Here is a 17,239-nt window from a genome sequence, read left to right as displayed (position 1 = left end):
GTATTTAAATAAAAGGTGTTACTGTGAATAGTCGTTTGATGTTAATTTTTGCAGGAATTAGTGGCTTCTTTACTGTTGCTTTTGGAGCTATTGGTTCACATGCGTTATCGTCAATTATGAGTGTCCATCAAATGGACTGGATTGAAATAGGGCTACGTTATCAAATGTTGCATACTGTTGCACTAATGGTGCTAGGGGCAATTTTATTACGTAAAATAATTCTGTGGTTCTATTGGTCAGGTGTGTTTTTCTCTGTTGGGATACTTCTTTTTAGCGGTAGCCTTTATTGTATGGCACTATTGCAGGTAAAATACTTCTCTTATTTTACGCCAATAGGTGGTGTATGTTTCCTAATTGGTTGGCTGTTAGTGGTTATTGGCGCTATGCGTCTAAGGAAATCGGCGTCACGCAATGAGTAATAAAATTGCACTATATTGCCGTCCAGGCTTTGAAAAAGAATGTGCAGCAGAAATTACAGATAAAGCAGGGCAAAAAGAAATTTATGGTTTTGCCCGCGTAAAAGAAAACAGTGGTTATGTTATTTTTGAGTGCTACCAAGCAGAAGATGCGGACAAACTCGCACGAACGTTGCCTTTTCGAGAATTAATTTTTGCTCGTCAAATGATTGTAATAGGGGATTTACTTAAGGATTTACCGCCTGAAGACCGTATTACCCCGATTGTAAATGCATTGAGTCAGCAAGTTGTGCGGGCAGGAGATCTCCGTGTTGAAGTTGCTGATACCAATGAATCGAAAGAACTCTTGAAGTTTTGCCGCAAGTTTACGGTACCTTTACGTAATGCATTACGTAAAGAAAAAATCTTATTGCCAATCGAAAACTTTAAGCGACCCGTTATTCATGTGTTCTTTATTGCCCCTGGTTGCTGCTATACCGGGTATTCGTATACCAATAATAGTTCAAATTTCTATATGGGGATCCCAAGGTTAAAATTCCCATCAGATGCACCGAGCCGTTCAACCTTAAAACTTGAGGAAGCTTTCCACGTCTTCATTCCTTATGAAGAATGGGAAGAACGTCTAGCTAGTGGGATGAAAGCTGTCGATCTTGGAGCATGCCCAGGGGGATGGACTTATCAATTAGTGAAACGCAGTATGATGGTGGATGCTGTAGATAACGGTCCAATGGCGGAAAGCCTTATGGATACAGGGCAAGTTAAGCATCACCGTGAAGATGGTTTTAAATTTAAGCCTACTTCCCATAATATTACTTGGTTAGTCTGCGATATGGTTGAAAAACCAGCTAAAGTTGCTGCGCTAATGACTGATTGGCTTGCTCAAGGTTGGTGCCGAGAGGCCATTTTTAACTTAAAATTGCCGATGAAAAAGCGCTATGAAGAAGTTTCACATATCTTAGAAAAGATGAAAGCACAGCTTAAAGAGCAAGGCGTTAATGTGTTGATTCAAGCGAAACAGCTTTATCATGACCGCGAAGAAGTAACTGTACATGTGATGAGGATATGGTCGGCAAATCCAATGGCACGTGAGTATTATTAATTTATAGAATCAGTCAATAAAAAAGCCACTTCATCATTAAGTGGCTTTTCTGTTTTCTATTAGTTGGGTGCATAACGCAACTGATTCAGATTCCCTCGTATCGCGATATCGGTTCTTAAAGTCGCAATATCTCGGCAAATCAATGCAATTTCCTGCTGATTGATGAGCTTTTTCTGCCATTTCTCTTCAAGGTTATCTAAATTGGCAAATATATTTTCAATAGAGTGATATTGTTGCAATAGTGTCGTGGCACTTTTAGGACCAATCCCTGCAACACCGGGAACTTTACTACTACTGATCCCTGCAAGCCCCCAATAATCAGGAAGTTGATTAGGAGAAACGCCAAATTCCTTTTCGATAAAAGGGATATCTAGCCAGCGCTTTTGAAAATAATCGCGAATTCTTAAGTTAGGGGAAAGTAGTTGGCAGTAACCTTTGTCTGTGGATACGATGGTAACTGTGTGCCCCGATCCCGCAATGCGTGTTGCTAAGGTAGCGGCTAAATCATCGGCTTCATCCCCTTCAGACTGCCAGCAGTGAACCCCTTTTTCTTTAAATAAGGCTATTAGGGTGGGGAGTTCAGCATGCAGATCTTCAGGCATAGGTTGTCGCCCCGCTTTATAATCGGGGAGTTTTTCATGGCGCCAGCTTTGGTGACGTCCTTCTTCATCAAACACTGCAACAATGTGCGTGGCATCAGTATGGGCGATCAACTGCGATATTGCAGATAAACAAGTTTCTCCACACGGGCTTCCTTGCACCGCGTGGATACGGCGTATTAAGTTTAATGCATCAATAATTAATAAGTGGATCATAAATACGCCATCATTTACTTATTTCACGATTTCATAGCAAGGTTCGTATGCCGTACCACCCGGTAATTTCATACGATGTTGCTCAACGAAGCCTTGTAATAACACATCCATACGCTTCATTAGCTCACTATCGCCGTGAATTTTGAATGGCCCATATTTTTCGATGGCTTTCATACCAAATTCCTTCACGTTACCAGCCACAATACCGGAGAAAGCGCGGCGTAAATCTGAAGCCAGTTTCTCAGGTGCTTGCCCTGGGTGGAGGTTCAGTGATGCCATATTTTCATGCGTTGGTTCGAATGGATGTTGTAAATTGTGAGCAATTTTAATTGACCAGTTGAAGCTATAGGCATCACCTGTGCTACGGCGATTTTCTTTAACTTGTGGCATGCTGCGTTTCATTACACGAGCGACTTCTTGAGCATCATCAATAATAATTTGGTAATGCTTACTGGCTTCATCACCTAAAGTGTGTCGAATAAAGTCGTCTAATACTTCAAAGTATTCCGCACTTTCTTTTGGGCCCGTTAAAATCAGTGGTAGAACTTGTTCACTGTTGGCTGGGTCCATTAAAATACCCAATAAATACAGTAACTCTTCGGCGGTACCGACACCTCCTGGGAAAATAATAATCCCATGACCTAATCGAACGAATGCCTCTAAACGTTTTTCGATATCAGGCATAATAATGAGTTCGTTCACTAATGGGTTTGGTGGCTCAGCTGCGATAATTGAAGGCTCAGTTAAGCCGATAAAACGGCTATTTTTGTATTGTTGTTGTGCATGGCCAACTGCTGCACCTTTCATCGGTGCTTCCATGGCACCCGGGCCACAGCCTGTACAGATATTTAGCTCACGCAACCCAAGCTCATTACCTACCTTACGGCCATATTGGTACTCAATTTCATTAATTGAGTGGCCGCCCCAGCAAACAATCATACTCGGGTCTTCATCGATATGCAGGGCACGGGCATTACGCAAGATAGAGAAAATCATATTGGTAATATGTGTGCCATTTTCGAGGTCTAAATTAAATTGTTCTTTGGCATGCGTAATTTGCGCATGGACGAATAGAATGTCACGCAATACGGCAAATAGGTTTGCTTGTAAGGTGCGAATAATTTTACCATCAACAAAAGCTTTTTCTGGTGGGTCGATAAGTTCAAGCTTAACGCCACGCTCACGGCGTAATACATTGATATCAAAATCTTTACTTTTTTCTAATAGCTCTTTACTGCTATCAGTTAAGCTGCCTGAATGCAAAACGGCTAAAGAACAATTTCGAAATAATTGGTACAAATCGCTACTGGCCGTGCGTTTTAGCATATCAACTTCAAGTTGAGAGAGTAGATCCATAGATCCTAATGGACTGATATGAGTAATCAAGTAGTACTCCTTTACCCCATGGGTTCTTGATATGTGAATTGTACTGCAAATGTATTAATTACACTTACTTTTCAACTATATATACTTATTGTCGTGATAAACGACCTAGTTCTGGCGTAAATTCTTCATTACTACGCCATGGGTTTATATCAAGCCCTCCACGGCGAGTATAGCGTGCATAAACACTTAATTTTTCAGGTTTACACAATTGCATAATATCAGTGAAAATGCGTTCAACGCATTGTTCGTGAAACTCATTATGATGGCGAAATGAGACCAAGTAGCGTAATAAGGCTTCACGATCAATTTTGGGTCCACAATAGTGGATCTGCACAGAGCCCCAGTCAGGTTGGTTGGTAATTAAACAGTTTGATTTTAATAAATGGCTCACTAACGTTTCGTCAACAACTTGTTGCTGGGTGCTATTCGCCAAATAATCTCGATTAAACTCATAATTATCAATATCAATCTCTTGTTCATCAATACATTCGCCAAGTAATGGCTGGATAGGTTGATGAGCAAAGTGCTCTAATTTATGAAGTGTAACGCTTACTTGGCCATTAGCACAGCGGCTTAAATCATTTTGCAAAGCGCTTCGCACATTTTCCCAAGTTTCAAAACGTGTTTGGTTAAAACTATTTAGGTAAAGCTTAAAGCTCTTAGATTCAATTAAGTTTTCGCTATTTGCATCAACACTAATCGAGCCTATTGCTACTTGGGGAACACCGCGCTGATTTAGCCATGAAAGCTCATACATTGTCCAAATGTCAGCACCGTGAAATGGAAGTGCTTTAGCGTGAATGGCTAAAGGGTCACGATTTAAGCTACGAGGGACAGCTTGTAATAATGTGGCATCATACTGATCATGATAATCCGTTTTCTTTCCAAGAGTTAAATTATTAAGTGCGGGATTATTCTGGTAGTGTGACATATAGGTCCTTATACTTCATAAACTGAAAATGAGGCTAATAGGTAAAATTGGGATATTTTCTTCGTCTGTGAACTTCTGTCATAATACCATTTATCGACAACATTGACGCCTTTCTCTTTAAATTGACGACAAAAAACACATAATTATGAATACTTCACATTCTGCCGCACTACATAATTTTACTCAGAAATATATTTCACAATGGCACCAACAAACGGGGTTACCTCCCGCCTCAACAGACTTATATGGTATTCCATCGCCATGTATTGTCCGCACAGGTGAAAACTGGGTTTACTGGGAACCTCAACCATTTCCAATAAAGGATGCGAGCTTAGATAAAGTTGCGACAGCATTGGAGATTAATTTACAAGGTGATATCCATGTTTTTTATACTGCACAGCTTGCTGGCGATATGAAAGCCACATTTCGTGATATTACGTTGAGTTTAGTACAGGTGTGGAATGAAGATGATTTCATCCGTTTGCAAGAAAATTTAATTGGTCATTTAGTGACTCAAAAGCGTTTAAAACTATCACCCACGCTATTCATTGCAACGTTGGAATCAGAGATTGAAATGATATCAATGTGTAATATCACGGGGGAAATTATATTAGAAAAATTTGGTAGTCAGGAAAGGCGTGTACTTTCTTCGAATTTAACAAGTTTTCTCGATGAGCTAGTGGTTGTTGTTGAGCCTCAGGGGTAAGTGTTTTTAAGCGGGTTTGTGTAAGTAAATGCCTACAATTAAGCTAAGTAATTTCTTAAAAAATGTTCTTTATATTGTAATGATAATTATTTAACTTTTAATTTCATGGCGTTACTATCTGGTTTGTACTTTTTGCGTATTTTTACCGTGTTATTGTTTATTTTGCTAGGTTGTTTCATTAATAGATTTAATGCATTCTTATCGCGCTGGACAGGGTAAACTCGTTTAGCTTTTTATACCTTCATGTGAGGTGTAAAAATTGTTTAAAACAAGGCGATGGAACGCGATTAGGTGATAAATCTATAAATTTGTTTTAATCAACAGGATGTTGAATGACGGGAAGTCATTAGCAGGATGCGTAAATTTTAAAGTATGAGCCAGTCAGCTTCGGTTGACTGGCTTTTTTAGTTAATACCTATTGTAGCGGAGTGATGTGAAAAAATTAAAGATACTTTAATTTATTTAAATCAATGTTCTAATCTAATTGAATTTTTAGTTAGCGAAGCAATAATATCTTGGGTCATGGAATCTCGGAGCGCTTCTCGGCGGCGAAATTCAGCACGACGCTGGCTTTTCACTGACTCTATATCTCGTACGGGTTCTTGAATAGGTAATTGGAACCAACCATCAGGTGTTTTCGTGGCACCGCATTCTTGCCAAAACGTATCATAGCTTGATTTCAAATGCTGGCTCTTAATATGACACTGGTTTGAAATTCCTAATATTGATTTTACATCAAAGAAGGCTGCTATTGCATAAACCGCTGACATTAATAAATTTTTGGGCCTCATACCGTGCATTTGCTTAGTTATCAACCTAACTTGATCGACACTTTGTTCAGTGGAAGGGCCTTGCAAAGAGCACACGTACAATTGTCCTTCTGGGCCGAAGGAAAAACTCATTAAATAAATATCGTCACCGGTCTCATTTCTCAAGTGTAAAGTGAGGTCGCCTTCTCGAGGGTATTGAGAGTAAATCAATGTTAATTGAGCAAGCTCCCCTGATTTTAATTCAATGTTTGCCACTAGAAGCCCTTCTCGCTTAGCAGAAAACATAGCTTCAATAGCTTCGGGCTTGAATGTACTTTCAATTAAATTGAGCGTGTAGCTGGCGGTTGATAATTTTTGTTTTCCGCTCCAGCTTTTATGTAGATACTTATTTATAGGGCGTTCGATAAAATGAGGAACGCCTTCAATAACTGAAGAAAATTGCGCACTACGGTAGTTTTGGCACATAACTTGATAATGCTGATATTGTGACGAAGGTAGCTTTGAAATACGTATTTTTCTTTTTAATTCAATATAGTTAGAGTTTAAAGCTTTCCAGACTTTATTTTCCTTACGCCACTGTTTTAGTCGTCCCATAGATAAACCATTTTGTTGTTAATTATTCTGTAAGTACTAAATTGATAAAACATTTAATCTTACATGTGCTATCTGCAACAAAACATAAACGAATCTTATTAAATGAGTTGTTCGATTAATAGCTACGATAATAATTATTATCAATATGCAAAATAAATAAACTTGTATTTGCTAAGGCTTAACCCCATGTATCCGACAGAATTATGATAGAAAATACCGTATATTTGCTGCAGCCATCACTAAATGAGTTTAAGTATGAATATTGAACAACGTATTATTGAGAAACTTCGTCACTTAGAAGAGGAAATGAAATTAAAATCTCTTTGGAATGAACAGCCACCTTCCCCCGAGGCTTTTAACAGCGTAGAGCCTTTTTGTATTGATACGATGGAGGCTATAGAGTGGCTGCAGTGGATTTTAATACCTCGTCTACAAATGTTAATTGAACAAGGGGCTACGCTGCCAACTAATTTTGCGGTCGCTCCTTATTTTGAAGAAGCGTATAAGCATGATGAAGAAGAACAATATACTCTACTTATCAATTATTTGCGTGAGTTAGATGGTTTTTTCTCCACTAAGACCTGCGGGTAATTTATTGATGCTGGAAATTATTTATCACGATGAATATATGGTAGCGGTTAATAAGCCTGCTGGTATGTTAGTGCATCGCAGTTGGCTGGACAGTAAAGAAACCGTATTTGTGATGCAGACACTACGTGACCAAATTGGCCAGTATGTTTACCCCATTCATCGCCTCGATAGGCCGACATCAGGTATATTACTATTTGCGTTATCGAGTGATGTCGCAAGGCTGTTATCGGCTCAATTTGAAAACCATCAGTTAGAAAAAGTGTATCACGCTGTCGTTCGCGGTTATTTAACCGAAGAGCAAACCATCGATTACCCGCTATTAGAAGAGTTAGATAAAATTGCGGATAAACATGCATCACGTGAACCTGTTTTACAGGAATGCGTTACCCACTGTAAACCGATAGCGACAGTTGAATGTGCTATTGCGATTGGGCGATATGAAACATCAAGATTTAGTTTAGTTGAGTTAAAACCTGAAACTGGCCGTAAACATCAATTGAGAAGGCATATGTCTCATCTTCGTCACCCTATTATTGGTGATAGCAAGCATGGAGACTTACGCCAAAACCGAGGGGTGAATACGCATTTTTCAGTGTCTCGCCTGATGTTACATGCCAGCTTATTAAATTTAAATCACCCAATAACAAAAGAAAATATATCGTTAGTGGCCGCGTGGGATACACAATGGTTGTCATTAATTGAGCAATTTGGATGGTCAGATACAGTTGCAAAATTAGGGATAAACGTTATTAACTCATCAAGTTAACTATGAAATAGAGGGAATGTTATGTCAAAAATAGGCATTTTTGTTGGAACTGTCTATGGTAACTCTTTAGCTGTTGCGGAAACGGCACAAGAAATTTTAGAGCAGCAAGGGCATGAAGTGGTTGTTTTTGATGAGCCCACCTTGAGCGATTGGCAACTTTATAATTCAGGTAATGAAATTGCACTTATTGTGACTTCGTCTACAGGGCAAGGGGATATACCTGACACCATCGCTCCGTTATATAGTGAAATCAAAGATGTTGTCGGTTATCAACCTGATTTACGTTACGGAATAATTGCTTTAGGTGATAGCAGCTATGAAAGTTTTTGTGGCGCAGGTATTCGTTTCGATGAACTGTTAGCTGAACAATCAGCGACCCGTATTGGCGATATTTTATTTATTGATGCAATTGAGGTGGATGTTCCTGAGGAGTTTGCTAAGCCTTGGGTTGAAGCATGGGCGGAGCTGCTTTAAATGTCTGCACCGTAGTATTACCTATATTAATGATAAATATTGGCAGTGCTACGGCGCAGTAAATTAATCATTTCACCTGTAAATTATTTACGGGTCAATTTTTCTAGATCTGCTTCAATTTCTGCGATCTTATTTGAAACCACATGTTCAAGATGGCGTAAGTCATCGAGAATTTTGTGTTTTAAATCAATGTCAGTTTGATCTGTTTGGCAAATTTGATCTAGTTCTTCAATGGCGTAACGTAGGTTAGTGTTAATTTCATTAATTTCTTTGAAATTATTATTACCATCCGCAATAGTTTTACGCTGGCGTGGGTATTTAAATTTTACGCTTTTAGCGAAAAACTCCCCTTTATCTTTGCGAAAATAAATTTTTAAAATGTCATTATTCGCTTCTTGGCGTAAGGTGTAGCGGTCAATATCTTGAGGGTTACTGATGCCTAAACTTTTCAAATTATCGTACATGTTAGCTCGCTTTACTGTAGAGACAGAGTCGGTGAACAAAGTGATAGTGTGAGCAGGCCGTAACAATATCGGTCTATTTCTCGTTAATAAGCTATCTATCCCATTCGTTTGGGTGATAGATATAATGATGTTATTACACAAACAGCATCATTATAATGAAAAATAAAATAATACAGTTTTATTAGAGGTAAACGGCAAAAGCCACGGACATATTATGCGCGATTTGTAGAAATTGACAAACTTCTCTTTGCAATTAATGCGCTAATATTAAAAGGTAACACTGATATGGCCACCCGAGTTGCATACGGGGGTATGCGATTCGGGATAGCTTTAGTTTTTTAACCTAATTACAGTGGCTCACTATAAAAGTTTATTATAAAAACCAGTAACAGGTTTGGCGTGAGATTTTAGGCGTTTAATTACTCATCAATCGTTCTTAATAATTCATTAATACCCACTTTACCGCGAGTTTTCTCATCAACTTTTTTTACAATGACGGCGCAATACAGGCTGTAGCGACCATCTTTAGATGGCAAATTACCTGAAACAACTACGGAGCCAGCAGGGACTCGGCCGTAATGAATTTCACCTGTTTCACGGTCATAGATTTTGGTGCTTTGCCCCAGATAAACCCCCATTGAAATAACGGAACCCTCTTCAACAATCACCCCTTCGACCACTTCAGAACGAGCACCAATAAAGCAGTTGTCTTCAATAATTGTTGGGCTAGCTTGCAATGGCTCTAATACGCCACCGATCCCTACACCACCAGATAAATGCACGTTTTTACCAATCTGTGCACATGAACCAACGGTTGCCCATGTATCTACCATTGTGCCTTCATCGACGTAAGCACCAATATTGACATATGACGGCATTAATACGCTATTTTTAGCGATATAAGCGCCTTTACGAACAGCGGCAGGAGGAACAACTCGGAAGCCTTCTTTTTCGAAGCGAGCTTGGTCATAATCCGCAAATTTCATTGGAACTTTATCGAAATAACGGCTTTCTGCACCGTCAATCACTTGGTTATCTTGAATGCGAAATGATAACAAAACAGCTTTTTTCAGCCATTGATGGGTAACCCAAACACCGGCAATTTTCTCAGCTACACGTAGTTCTCCGCTATCGAGTAATGCAATGGTATCTAACACGGCTTGTTTTACTGAGTTTGATACCGTATTTGGTGTGATACTGGCTCGCTCTTCGAACGCTTGTTCAATGATCGCTTGTAAATGCTGCATTGATTGTATTTTCCTCTTGAATGTTATAAAAAGTGAACGTTCACCATAAAAATGTGATGGACGCTATATTTTATCCTTCGATTTTAGGGCCTCTGTCAACCTTTCTGATAACTCTTGTTGCATATTTTTAGTCAACGCTTTGTGTTCCTTATCAGCTAAAACAAAGAAATCTTCCACTTTTTCGCCAATTGTCGTGATGCGTGCGCCATATAGAGAAATTTCCATTTGAGCAAAAATATGACCGATGCGAGCCAATAAACCTGGTTGATCTAAGGCGAACAGTTCCATATAGGTGCGACGGTCGTTGGTGGAATGTAGAAAATTGACTTTTGTTGGCACGGTAAAGTGACGTAATTTTGACGGCAGAGTACGTGGCTTAGGCAGTGATATTTCTGGTTGCTGAACGGCTAATAACAACATTTTTCGGATGTGGTCGTATCTGTCTTTGGACAGAGGACTACCGTTAGGCTCAAGAACGACGAAGGTATCCATGGCCATATTGTCTTTGTTAGTAAAAATTTGAGCACTGTGAATGCTTAAATTTCGCCGATCCAATTCGCTGGCGACAGCGGCAAATAAATGGGGTTTATCATGGCACCAAATAAAAATTTCTGTTCCGCCATGTTTAGGTTGTGTGCTGATTAATACCAAAGGCTGGCTCAAATCATGGGCTAGTAAGTGCTTAGCATGCCATGCTAATTGGGATGGCGTATGACGTAAAAAATAATCGGCATGGCAGCGGGACCATAACCCCTGCAGTTTTTCTTCATCAATTGATGATTGGCGTAGTAATGATAAAGCTTGATAACGATGATGACGAATGCGTTCGCGTAAGTCAGGGGTGCTCTGCATGCCTTGATTTAATTGATGCTCTGTAGATAAAAAAAGTTCACGAATTAAACTTTGTTTCCAGCTATTCCACAGTGTGCTATTTGTCGCGCAAATGTCTGCAACCGTTAAACACATCAAGTAGTTAAGCCGTGAAACAGTTTTAACTTCCCCTGCAAATTGTTTAATGACATCGGGGTCTTGAATATCACGCCGTTGAGCTGTCACCGACATCAATAAGTGGTTTTTAACCAACCATGAAGCTAATTCAGCTTCTTTGACAGAAAAATCATGCAGTAAGGCAAAATCATAAACAAAATCAGAGCCAAGGTCGGAATGATCTCCTGATCGGCCTTTAGCTATATCGTGAAAAATGGCAGCTAATCGTAAAAGTTCAGGTTGCAATAATTTGGGATAAACACTGACACACAGTGGATGATCACGACGATTTTCTTCTAACGTAAAGCTATCAATTTTTTGCAGTACGCGAATAGTGTGTTCATCAACGGTATATGCATGAAATAGGTCGAACTGCATTTGACCAACGATATTGCTCCAGAGTGGGGTATAAGCGCTCAGTACACTATGAAGGTGCATTGGGACAAATGCACCTTTGATGGCGCGAGGGTGGCGTAGAATTTTGATAAACAGTTTTCGGGCTTCAGGGATTTCACATAATGACACTGAAAGGTTGCGCCGCGCATAACGTAGTTGCCGTAAAGTAGTGGAATAGATCCCTGTAATATTTGGGTAGCGAGCCATTTGGTAAAACATTTTTAAAATAGCGGCTGGCTGCTTGATAAATAACTCTTCATCAATAACGTCAATCAATGATCCGCGTAATTGGAATAGAGAATCAATAGGACGGGGCTTTTCGTTGGGGTTAAGCGTTAAAATAGCTTCATCAAATAACTGCAATAGCATTTGATTGAGTTCCCGAACACGGCGAGTGACGCGATAAAAATCTTTCATCATTCGTTCAACGGGTTGGTTTTTTTCGCCTTCATAACCCAGTAACCGAGCCACACTAAACTGGCGGTCAAATAGCAGGCGATTATCATGACGTTTCACCACTAAATGGAGCGCAAAGCGAATTTTCCATAAAAATATTAGGCACTCTTTGAGTTCTTGGCGCTCTTCTTCAGTGAGAAAACCAAAACCTACCATTTCATCGACGGTGGTTGCACCAAAATGACGCCGCCCGACCCATAGTAAGGTATGGATATCCCGTAATCCCCCAGGGCTACTTTTAATATCGGGTTCTAAATTATAGCTAGTGCTATGGTAGCGTTGATGGCGTTCTTGTTGTTCTTCAATTTTTGCAGCAAAAAAGACCGCGGAAGGCCAAAAATCATCGCTAAAAATAGTTTTTTGTAATTGTAAAAACAGGGCGACATCACCACAAATTAACCGTGATTCAATGAGATTAGTTGCGGTGGTTAGGTCTGCATTTCCGGCTTCAATGCATTCAGCGAGGGAACGGACGCTGTGGCCGATATCAAACCGCAAATCCCATAATAGAGTGATAAATTGCCCAATTTCGTTAGCGATGTGTTCTGGAAGCGGTTTTTTACTTAAAACTAAAATATCAATGTCAGAAAGTGGATGTAGTTCATGGCGCCCGTAACCCCCAACGGCGATTAGTGACATATCAGGCTGCTTATCAAATTGAAAGGATTGCCATAATCGAGTGAGTAACGCATCAAGGTAATCACTTCGCAAGTGAATAAGGTCGACAACATCTTTACCTTGGTTGAAAGCCTCTTCCAGCCACTGATCGAAATCATCGACATGTTGTCTTAATAAATTAAGTTCAAGGTCATGAGTACTAAATTGATTAGGGGGGAGGTAGGAAGCTGAATTTACAGTCATCTTTATCTTTCCGTATTGATAGCAATAGGGGGGTAGCTACCAGCTTACGGTTTTTTGATAAAAATGAACAGAGGAAGAGCCTTCGGTTAGGAAGGCTCAATGGAGAAGATTATTCGTTAACTAATACTGCAGAGATAAACGGCTCTTCTTCTTTACGTAGAGTGAGGATTTCACAGCCGTTATCCGTCACAACTAACGTGTGTTCATATTGTGCAGACCAACCGCGGTCTTTGGTTTTAACTGTCCAGCCATCTTTCATGGTGCGAATACGGTGATCGCCTGTATTGACCATAGGCTCAATGGTAAAAGTCATCCCTTTTTGTAGAACCACGCCACTGTCGTCAGCATCATAGTGCAGAACTTGTGGTTCTTCATGGAAACCTTGGCCAATGCCGTGGCCGCAATATTCACGCACAACTGAGAAATCTTGTTTTTCGACAAATTCTTGAATGGCTTTACCCAAAGTACGTAAGCGAATACCCGGTTTAACCATCCGGATTGCTAAATATAAGCTGTCTAGTGTGACTTGGCAAAGGCGCTCACCTTGAATAGTTGGTTTACCAACAATAAACATTTTGGAGGTATCGCCATGGAAACCATCTTTAATAACGGTGACGTCAATATTAACAATATCGCCATCTTTTAAGATTTTATCATCACTAGGAATGCCGTGGCAGATGACATCATTGACAGAAATACAAACAGATTTAGGAAAACCGTGATAATTCAGGCACGCAGGGATAGCTTGCTGTACGTCAACAATATGTTGATGACATAGGCGATCCAATTCACCCGTACTAACACCCGGCACAACGTGCGGAGCAATCATTTCTAACACTTCTGCTGCTAAGCGGCCAGCAACACGCATTTTCTGAATATCTTCTTCAGTTTTGATAATAATAGCCATGAATTTAGTCCATTCATGCCAACATTGATTTGATGGCATGTTAAAAAAGAGGGGGAAAAATAGGTAGCCCATTTTACATCGATGAGATATATGGTAACAGCCACCGCATTTTCTGCCAACTAGCTATCGAGCGGACTCGAAAGTCGAAGTCACTTTATAGTAGATAAGGAAAGGAGTGGAGCTTGTTCATTTTGAGCTTTTAACAGCACAAAATGCAAAATAGTAACGAAGGCCATCTAGACGATATTGCAAAAATAAGGTTTTTTTATCTTGCCAAATAGCGTCTATAATTGACCTGAGCAATGGTTAAATATTGCTCAGGTCAATGGCTTTAAATCAAAACCACTTTTAGGCATTTTTGTGAGCGAAAAAAGCAACAAAAGTTGGCTTCTAGGTTGGTTTTATGGTATAAAGCGCGCCGGCAATCCATTTATTTCTTATCACCATCATCGAAATGTCATTTTATGGCATCAAGATAAAGTCGTTGATAAAATATTGGATGTGCGAAACTTAAAACTCAATTGTGTAATAACACACACAAATCGACACGTGCACCGGGGTGCTCTTATGCGTTTTAACGCAGCTTTGGAGTCGGTAGCATGGGATTTGTGGAGGCATAACCCCAATTACTTAAATACAGAGGTATTAAATGGCAACTGTTTCCATGCGCGATATGTTACAAGCAGGCGTACACTTTGGTCACCAGACTCGTTACTGGAACCCAAAAATGAAACCTTTCATTTTCGGTGCGCGTAACAAAGTTCATATCATCAACCTGGAAAAAACTGTTCCAATGTTCAACGAAGCTCTGGCTGAGTTGACTAAAATTGCTTCTCGTAAAGGCAAAATTCTGTTTGTCGGTACTAAACGTGCTGCAAGCGAAGCCGTTCAAGAAGCTGCTAACAGCTGTGATCAGTATTTCGTTAACCACCGCTGGTTAGGCGGAATGTTGACTAACTGGAAAACCGTTCGTCAGTCAATCAAACGTCTGAAAGATTTAGAAGTTCAATCACAAGACGGTACTTTCGACAAACTGACTAAGAAAGAAGCGCTGATGCGTACTCGTGAACTTGGTAAGTTAGAAAACAGCTTAGGCGGTATCAAAGATATGGGCGGTTTACCTGACGCTCTGTTCGTTATCGATGCAGACCACGAACACATTGCTATTAAAGAAGCAAACAACCTGGGTATCCCAGTATTTGCTATCGTTGATACTAACTCTGATCCAGACGGTATCGACTTCGTTATCCCTGGTAACGATGATGCAATCCGTGCAATCAAACTGTATCTGGGCGCTGTAGCAAGCACCGTTCGTGAAGGTCGTTCACAAGATCTGGCTGTTCAAGCAGAAGAAAGCTTAGTAGAAGCTGAGTAATAAGGCCCAAACCCTTATTTAGGTATTGCTATACAGGTACTGCTATATGTTAGAAGGGGCCTGATTTAGGCCCCTTCTATATATGAATCAGAACTATCCACGTGGGGAAGACTCCCACGGGGAATATCGAGGAATAAATCACATGTCTGGAATTACCGCTGCATTGGTAAAAGAACTGCGCGAACGTACTGGCGCAGGTATGATGGAATGTAAAAAAGCACTCGTTGAAGCTAATGGCGACATCGAATTAGCGATTGATAACATGCGTAAATCAGGTCAAGCAAAAGCGGCTAAAAAAGCAGGTCGCGTTGCAGCTGAAGGTGTTATCCTGACTGAAGTTTTCAACGGTGGTAAAACAGGTGCTCTGGTTGAGCTGAACTGTGAAACTGACTTCGTTGCTAAAGACGCAGGCTTCTTAGCATTCGGTAAAGAAGTTTTGGCTTCTGTTGTTGCTGACAAAAATGCTGACATCGATGCGCTGAAAGCAAAATTCGAAGAAGCTCGTACAACATTAGTTGCGAAAATTGGTGAAAACATCAATATTCGTCGTGTTGCTATCCTGGAAGGCGCACAAGTAGGTAGCTACCTGCACGGTGCTCGTATTGGTGTTTTAGTTGCGGCTGAAGGCGCTGACGAAGAATTACTGAAACACATCGCTATGCATATCGCTGCAAGCAAACCTGAATATGTGACTCCAGATGATGTTCCTGCTGATGTTGTTGCTCATGAGCACCAAATCCAGTTAGACATCGCAATGCAATCTGGCAAACCACGCGAAATCGCTGAAAAAATGGTTATCGGTCGCATGAACAAATTCACTGGCGAAATCTCTCTGACTGGCCAGCCTTTCGTAATGGACCCAAGCAAATCTGTTGGTGACTTACTGAAAGAGAAAGGTGCTACTGTTTCTGGTTTCCTTCGTTTCGAAGTAGGTGAAGGTATCGAGAAAGTTGAAACTGACTTTGCAGCAGAAGTTGCTGCAATGAGCAAGTAATCAACTAAGGGCCGCCAATTGGCGGCTCTGTTTTATATACGTATATTCCCTGCGATGTTAGCGTCATAGGCATTGCGCTAGAATTCTTGTGTATAAAAAAATTATATTTAAACTAATTCAAAATTTAGGTACGTAGAACACTGTAATTCTACGTGTGTTACCCCAATAAATATCTGTTAGGACAGAACACCATGGCAACCAATGCAAAACCCGTTTATCAGCGTATTCTGCTTAAATTAAGTGGCGAAGCCTTACAAGGGGCAGAAGGTTTTGGTATCGATGCTAGCGTTTTAGATCGTATGGCTCAGGAAATTAAAGAACTCATAGAACTGGGTATACAGGTCGGTGTGGTTATTGGCGGTGGTAACCTGTTTCGTGGTGCTGGTTTGGCACAAGCTGGAATGAACCGTGTTGTCGGAGACCACATGGGGATGCTAGCAACTGTGATGAACGGACTCGCAATGCGTGATGCATTACATCGCGCCTATGTGAATGCAAGACTGATGTCTGCGATCCCACTTAACGGTGTCTGTGATAACTATAGCTGGGCAGAGGCCATTAGCTTGTTACGTCACGGCCGTGTTGTTATTTTTTCTGCAGGAACAGGCAACCCATTCTTTACAACAGACTCCGCTGCATGCCTACGTGGTATTGAAATTGAAGCGGATGTCGTGTTAAAAGCGACAAAAGTTGATGGTGTGTATTCAGCAGACCCTGCTAAAGACCCAGACGCAGTCCTTTATGAAAATCTGAGTTACCAAGAGGTTTTGGAACGTGAACTTAAAGTGATGGATTTAGCGGCATTCACATTAGCACGTGACCATAACTTACCGATTCGCGTATTCAATATGAATAAACCGGGCGCTTTACGTCGCGTTGTTATGGGCGAAAATGAAGGAACTCTGATTTCTCACAATTAATACTCAGAGACATGACCTGAGTTTAAATGTATTATCTAATATAAATTCAGACAATTTAAGCGAGGTCGCATGCGGCCTTTAATA

General features: G+C 40.4%; 17 protein-coding genes. 9 read left to right on the top strand and 8 right to left on the bottom strand.

Features of this window, described 5'->3' with window-relative positions; genetic code table 11:
* The first annotated feature begins 23 nt into the window (after positions 1–23).
* A complete protein-coding gene (locus M1F17_RS15635; RefSeq protein WP_004908716.1) occupies positions 24–419 on the top strand; it encodes a DUF423 domain-containing protein in 396 nt (131 codons plus the stop codon).
* Complete coding sequence (gene rlmM, locus M1F17_RS15630) at positions 412–1,515, top strand: 23S rRNA (cytidine(2498)-2'-O)-methyltransferase RlmM (RefSeq protein WP_094961128.1); 1,104 nt, start codon at positions 412–414, stop codon at positions 1,513–1,515. Before M1F17_RS15635 ends, rlmM begins: the two co-directional genes overlap by 8 nt.
* A gap of 59 nt (positions 1,516–1,574) precedes the next feature.
* Here rlmM and xni read toward each other — a convergent pair whose 3' ends face one another.
* The 3 genes from xni to queF all read right to left on the bottom strand — a co-directional run bounded on the left by xni (position 1,575) and on the right by queF (position 4,647).
* Positions 1,575–2,330 carry a flap endonuclease Xni gene (xni, locus tag M1F17_RS15625; RefSeq protein ID WP_094961129.1) on the bottom strand — a complete coding sequence of 252 codons (756 nt, stop codon included), beginning with the start codon at positions 2,328–2,330 and terminating at the stop codon, positions 1,575–1,577.
* Positions 2,331–2,348: 18 nt separating this feature from the next.
* Positions 2,349–3,716, bottom strand: a complete 1,368-nt coding sequence (ppnN, locus tag M1F17_RS15620) for a nucleotide 5'-monophosphate nucleosidase PpnN (protein ID WP_094961130.1) — start codon at positions 3,714–3,716, stop codon at positions 2,349–2,351.
* Between the two features lie 85 nt (positions 3,717–3,801).
* Positions 3,802–4,647, bottom strand: coding sequence for an NADPH-dependent 7-cyano-7-deazaguanine reductase QueF (gene queF / locus M1F17_RS15615; protein ID WP_094961131.1), 846 nt, complete (start codon positions 4,645–4,647; stop codon positions 3,802–3,804).
* A gap of 145 nt (positions 4,648–4,792) precedes the next feature.
* On the opposite strand from queF, the gene syd reads away from it, so the two are divergent.
* Positions 4,793–5,353, top strand: a complete 561-nt coding sequence (syd, locus tag M1F17_RS15610; RefSeq protein ID WP_318837055.1) for a SecY-interacting protein — start codon at positions 4,793–4,795, stop codon at positions 5,351–5,353.
* A 467-nt stretch (positions 5,354–5,820) separates the two neighbouring features.
* Here syd and M1F17_RS15605 read toward each other — a convergent pair whose 3' ends face one another.
* Positions 5,821–6,717: a DUF535 family protein gene (locus M1F17_RS15605; RefSeq protein ID WP_094961133.1), complete on the bottom strand. Its 897-nt coding sequence runs from the start codon at positions 6,715–6,717 to the stop codon at positions 5,821–5,823.
* Positions 6,718–6,972: 255 nt separating this feature from the next.
* Between M1F17_RS15605 and M1F17_RS15600 the strand changes: the two genes are divergently transcribed.
* The 3 genes from M1F17_RS15600 to M1F17_RS15590 are packed head-to-tail and all read left to right on the top strand — an operon-like array spanning position 6,973 to position 8,548.
* Positions 6,973–7,308 (top strand): YqcC family protein, encoded by a 336-nt coding sequence (locus tag M1F17_RS15600; protein WP_004257526.1) that lies wholly within the window; start codon positions 6,973–6,975, stop codon positions 7,306–7,308.
* Positions 7,309–7,315: 7 nt separating this feature from the next.
* On the top strand, positions 7,316–8,074 hold the full coding sequence (truC, locus tag M1F17_RS15595) for a tRNA pseudouridine(65) synthase TruC (RefSeq protein WP_164455916.1): 759 nt from the start codon (positions 7,316–7,318) through the stop codon (positions 8,072–8,074).
* Positions 8,075–8,095: 21 nt separating this feature from the next.
* A complete protein-coding gene (locus M1F17_RS15590) occupies positions 8,096–8,548 on the top strand; it encodes a flavodoxin (RefSeq protein WP_004257522.1) in 453 nt (150 codons plus the stop codon).
* A gap of 83 nt (positions 8,549–8,631) precedes the next feature.
* Here M1F17_RS15590 and M1F17_RS15585 read toward each other — a convergent pair whose 3' ends face one another.
* The 4 genes from M1F17_RS15585 to map all read right to left on the bottom strand — a co-directional run bounded on the left by M1F17_RS15585 (position 8,632) and on the right by map (position 13,866).
* Positions 8,632–9,012, bottom strand: a complete 381-nt coding sequence (locus tag M1F17_RS15585; RefSeq protein ID WP_004908747.1) for a DUF3461 family protein — start codon at positions 9,010–9,012, stop codon at positions 8,632–8,634.
* Positions 9,013–9,431: 419 nt separating this feature from the next.
* Positions 9,432–10,259: a 2,3,4,5-tetrahydropyridine-2,6-dicarboxylate N-succinyltransferase gene (gene dapD, locus M1F17_RS15580; RefSeq protein ID WP_094961134.1), complete on the bottom strand. Its 828-nt coding sequence runs from the start codon at positions 10,257–10,259 to the stop codon at positions 9,432–9,434.
* A 63-nt stretch (positions 10,260–10,322) separates the two neighbouring features.
* Positions 10,323–12,959, bottom strand: coding sequence for a bifunctional uridylyltransferase/uridylyl-removing protein GlnD (glnD, locus tag M1F17_RS15575; RefSeq protein ID WP_318837054.1), 2,637 nt, complete (start codon positions 12,957–12,959; stop codon positions 10,323–10,325).
* A gap of 109 nt (positions 12,960–13,068) precedes the next feature.
* A complete protein-coding gene (gene map / locus M1F17_RS15570) occupies positions 13,069–13,866 on the bottom strand; it encodes a type I methionyl aminopeptidase (RefSeq protein WP_036957992.1) in 798 nt (265 codons plus the stop codon).
* A gap of 649 nt (positions 13,867–14,515) precedes the next feature.
* On the opposite strand from map, the gene rpsB reads away from it, so the two are divergent.
* From rpsB to pyrH, 3 genes are all read left to right on the top strand, one after another.
* The gene (gene rpsB, locus M1F17_RS15565) at positions 14,516–15,241 is read left to right on the top strand and encodes a 30S ribosomal protein S2 (RefSeq protein WP_004257504.1); all 726 of its coding nucleotides are present in this window, start codon (positions 14,516–14,518) and stop codon (positions 15,239–15,241) included.
* Positions 15,242–15,383: 142 nt separating this feature from the next.
* Positions 15,384–16,235, top strand: a complete 852-nt coding sequence (tsf, locus tag M1F17_RS15560; protein ID WP_004908761.1) for a translation elongation factor Ts — start codon at positions 15,384–15,386, stop codon at positions 16,233–16,235.
* A 191-nt stretch (positions 16,236–16,426) separates the two neighbouring features.
* Positions 16,427–17,155, top strand: a complete 729-nt coding sequence (gene pyrH / locus M1F17_RS15555) for a UMP kinase (protein WP_004257499.1) — start codon at positions 16,427–16,429, stop codon at positions 17,153–17,155.
* The last annotated feature ends 84 nt before the right edge of the window (positions 17,156–17,239 follow it).

Origin of the sequence: Providencia sp. PROV073, assembly GCF_033688125.1 — a bacterium.
Lineage (GTDB): Bacteria > Pseudomonadota > Gammaproteobacteria > Enterobacterales > Enterobacteriaceae > Providencia > Providencia hangzhouensis.
Note: the sequence above shows the minus strand (reverse complement) of the source record. Positions and strands in the feature narration are given on the sequence as shown.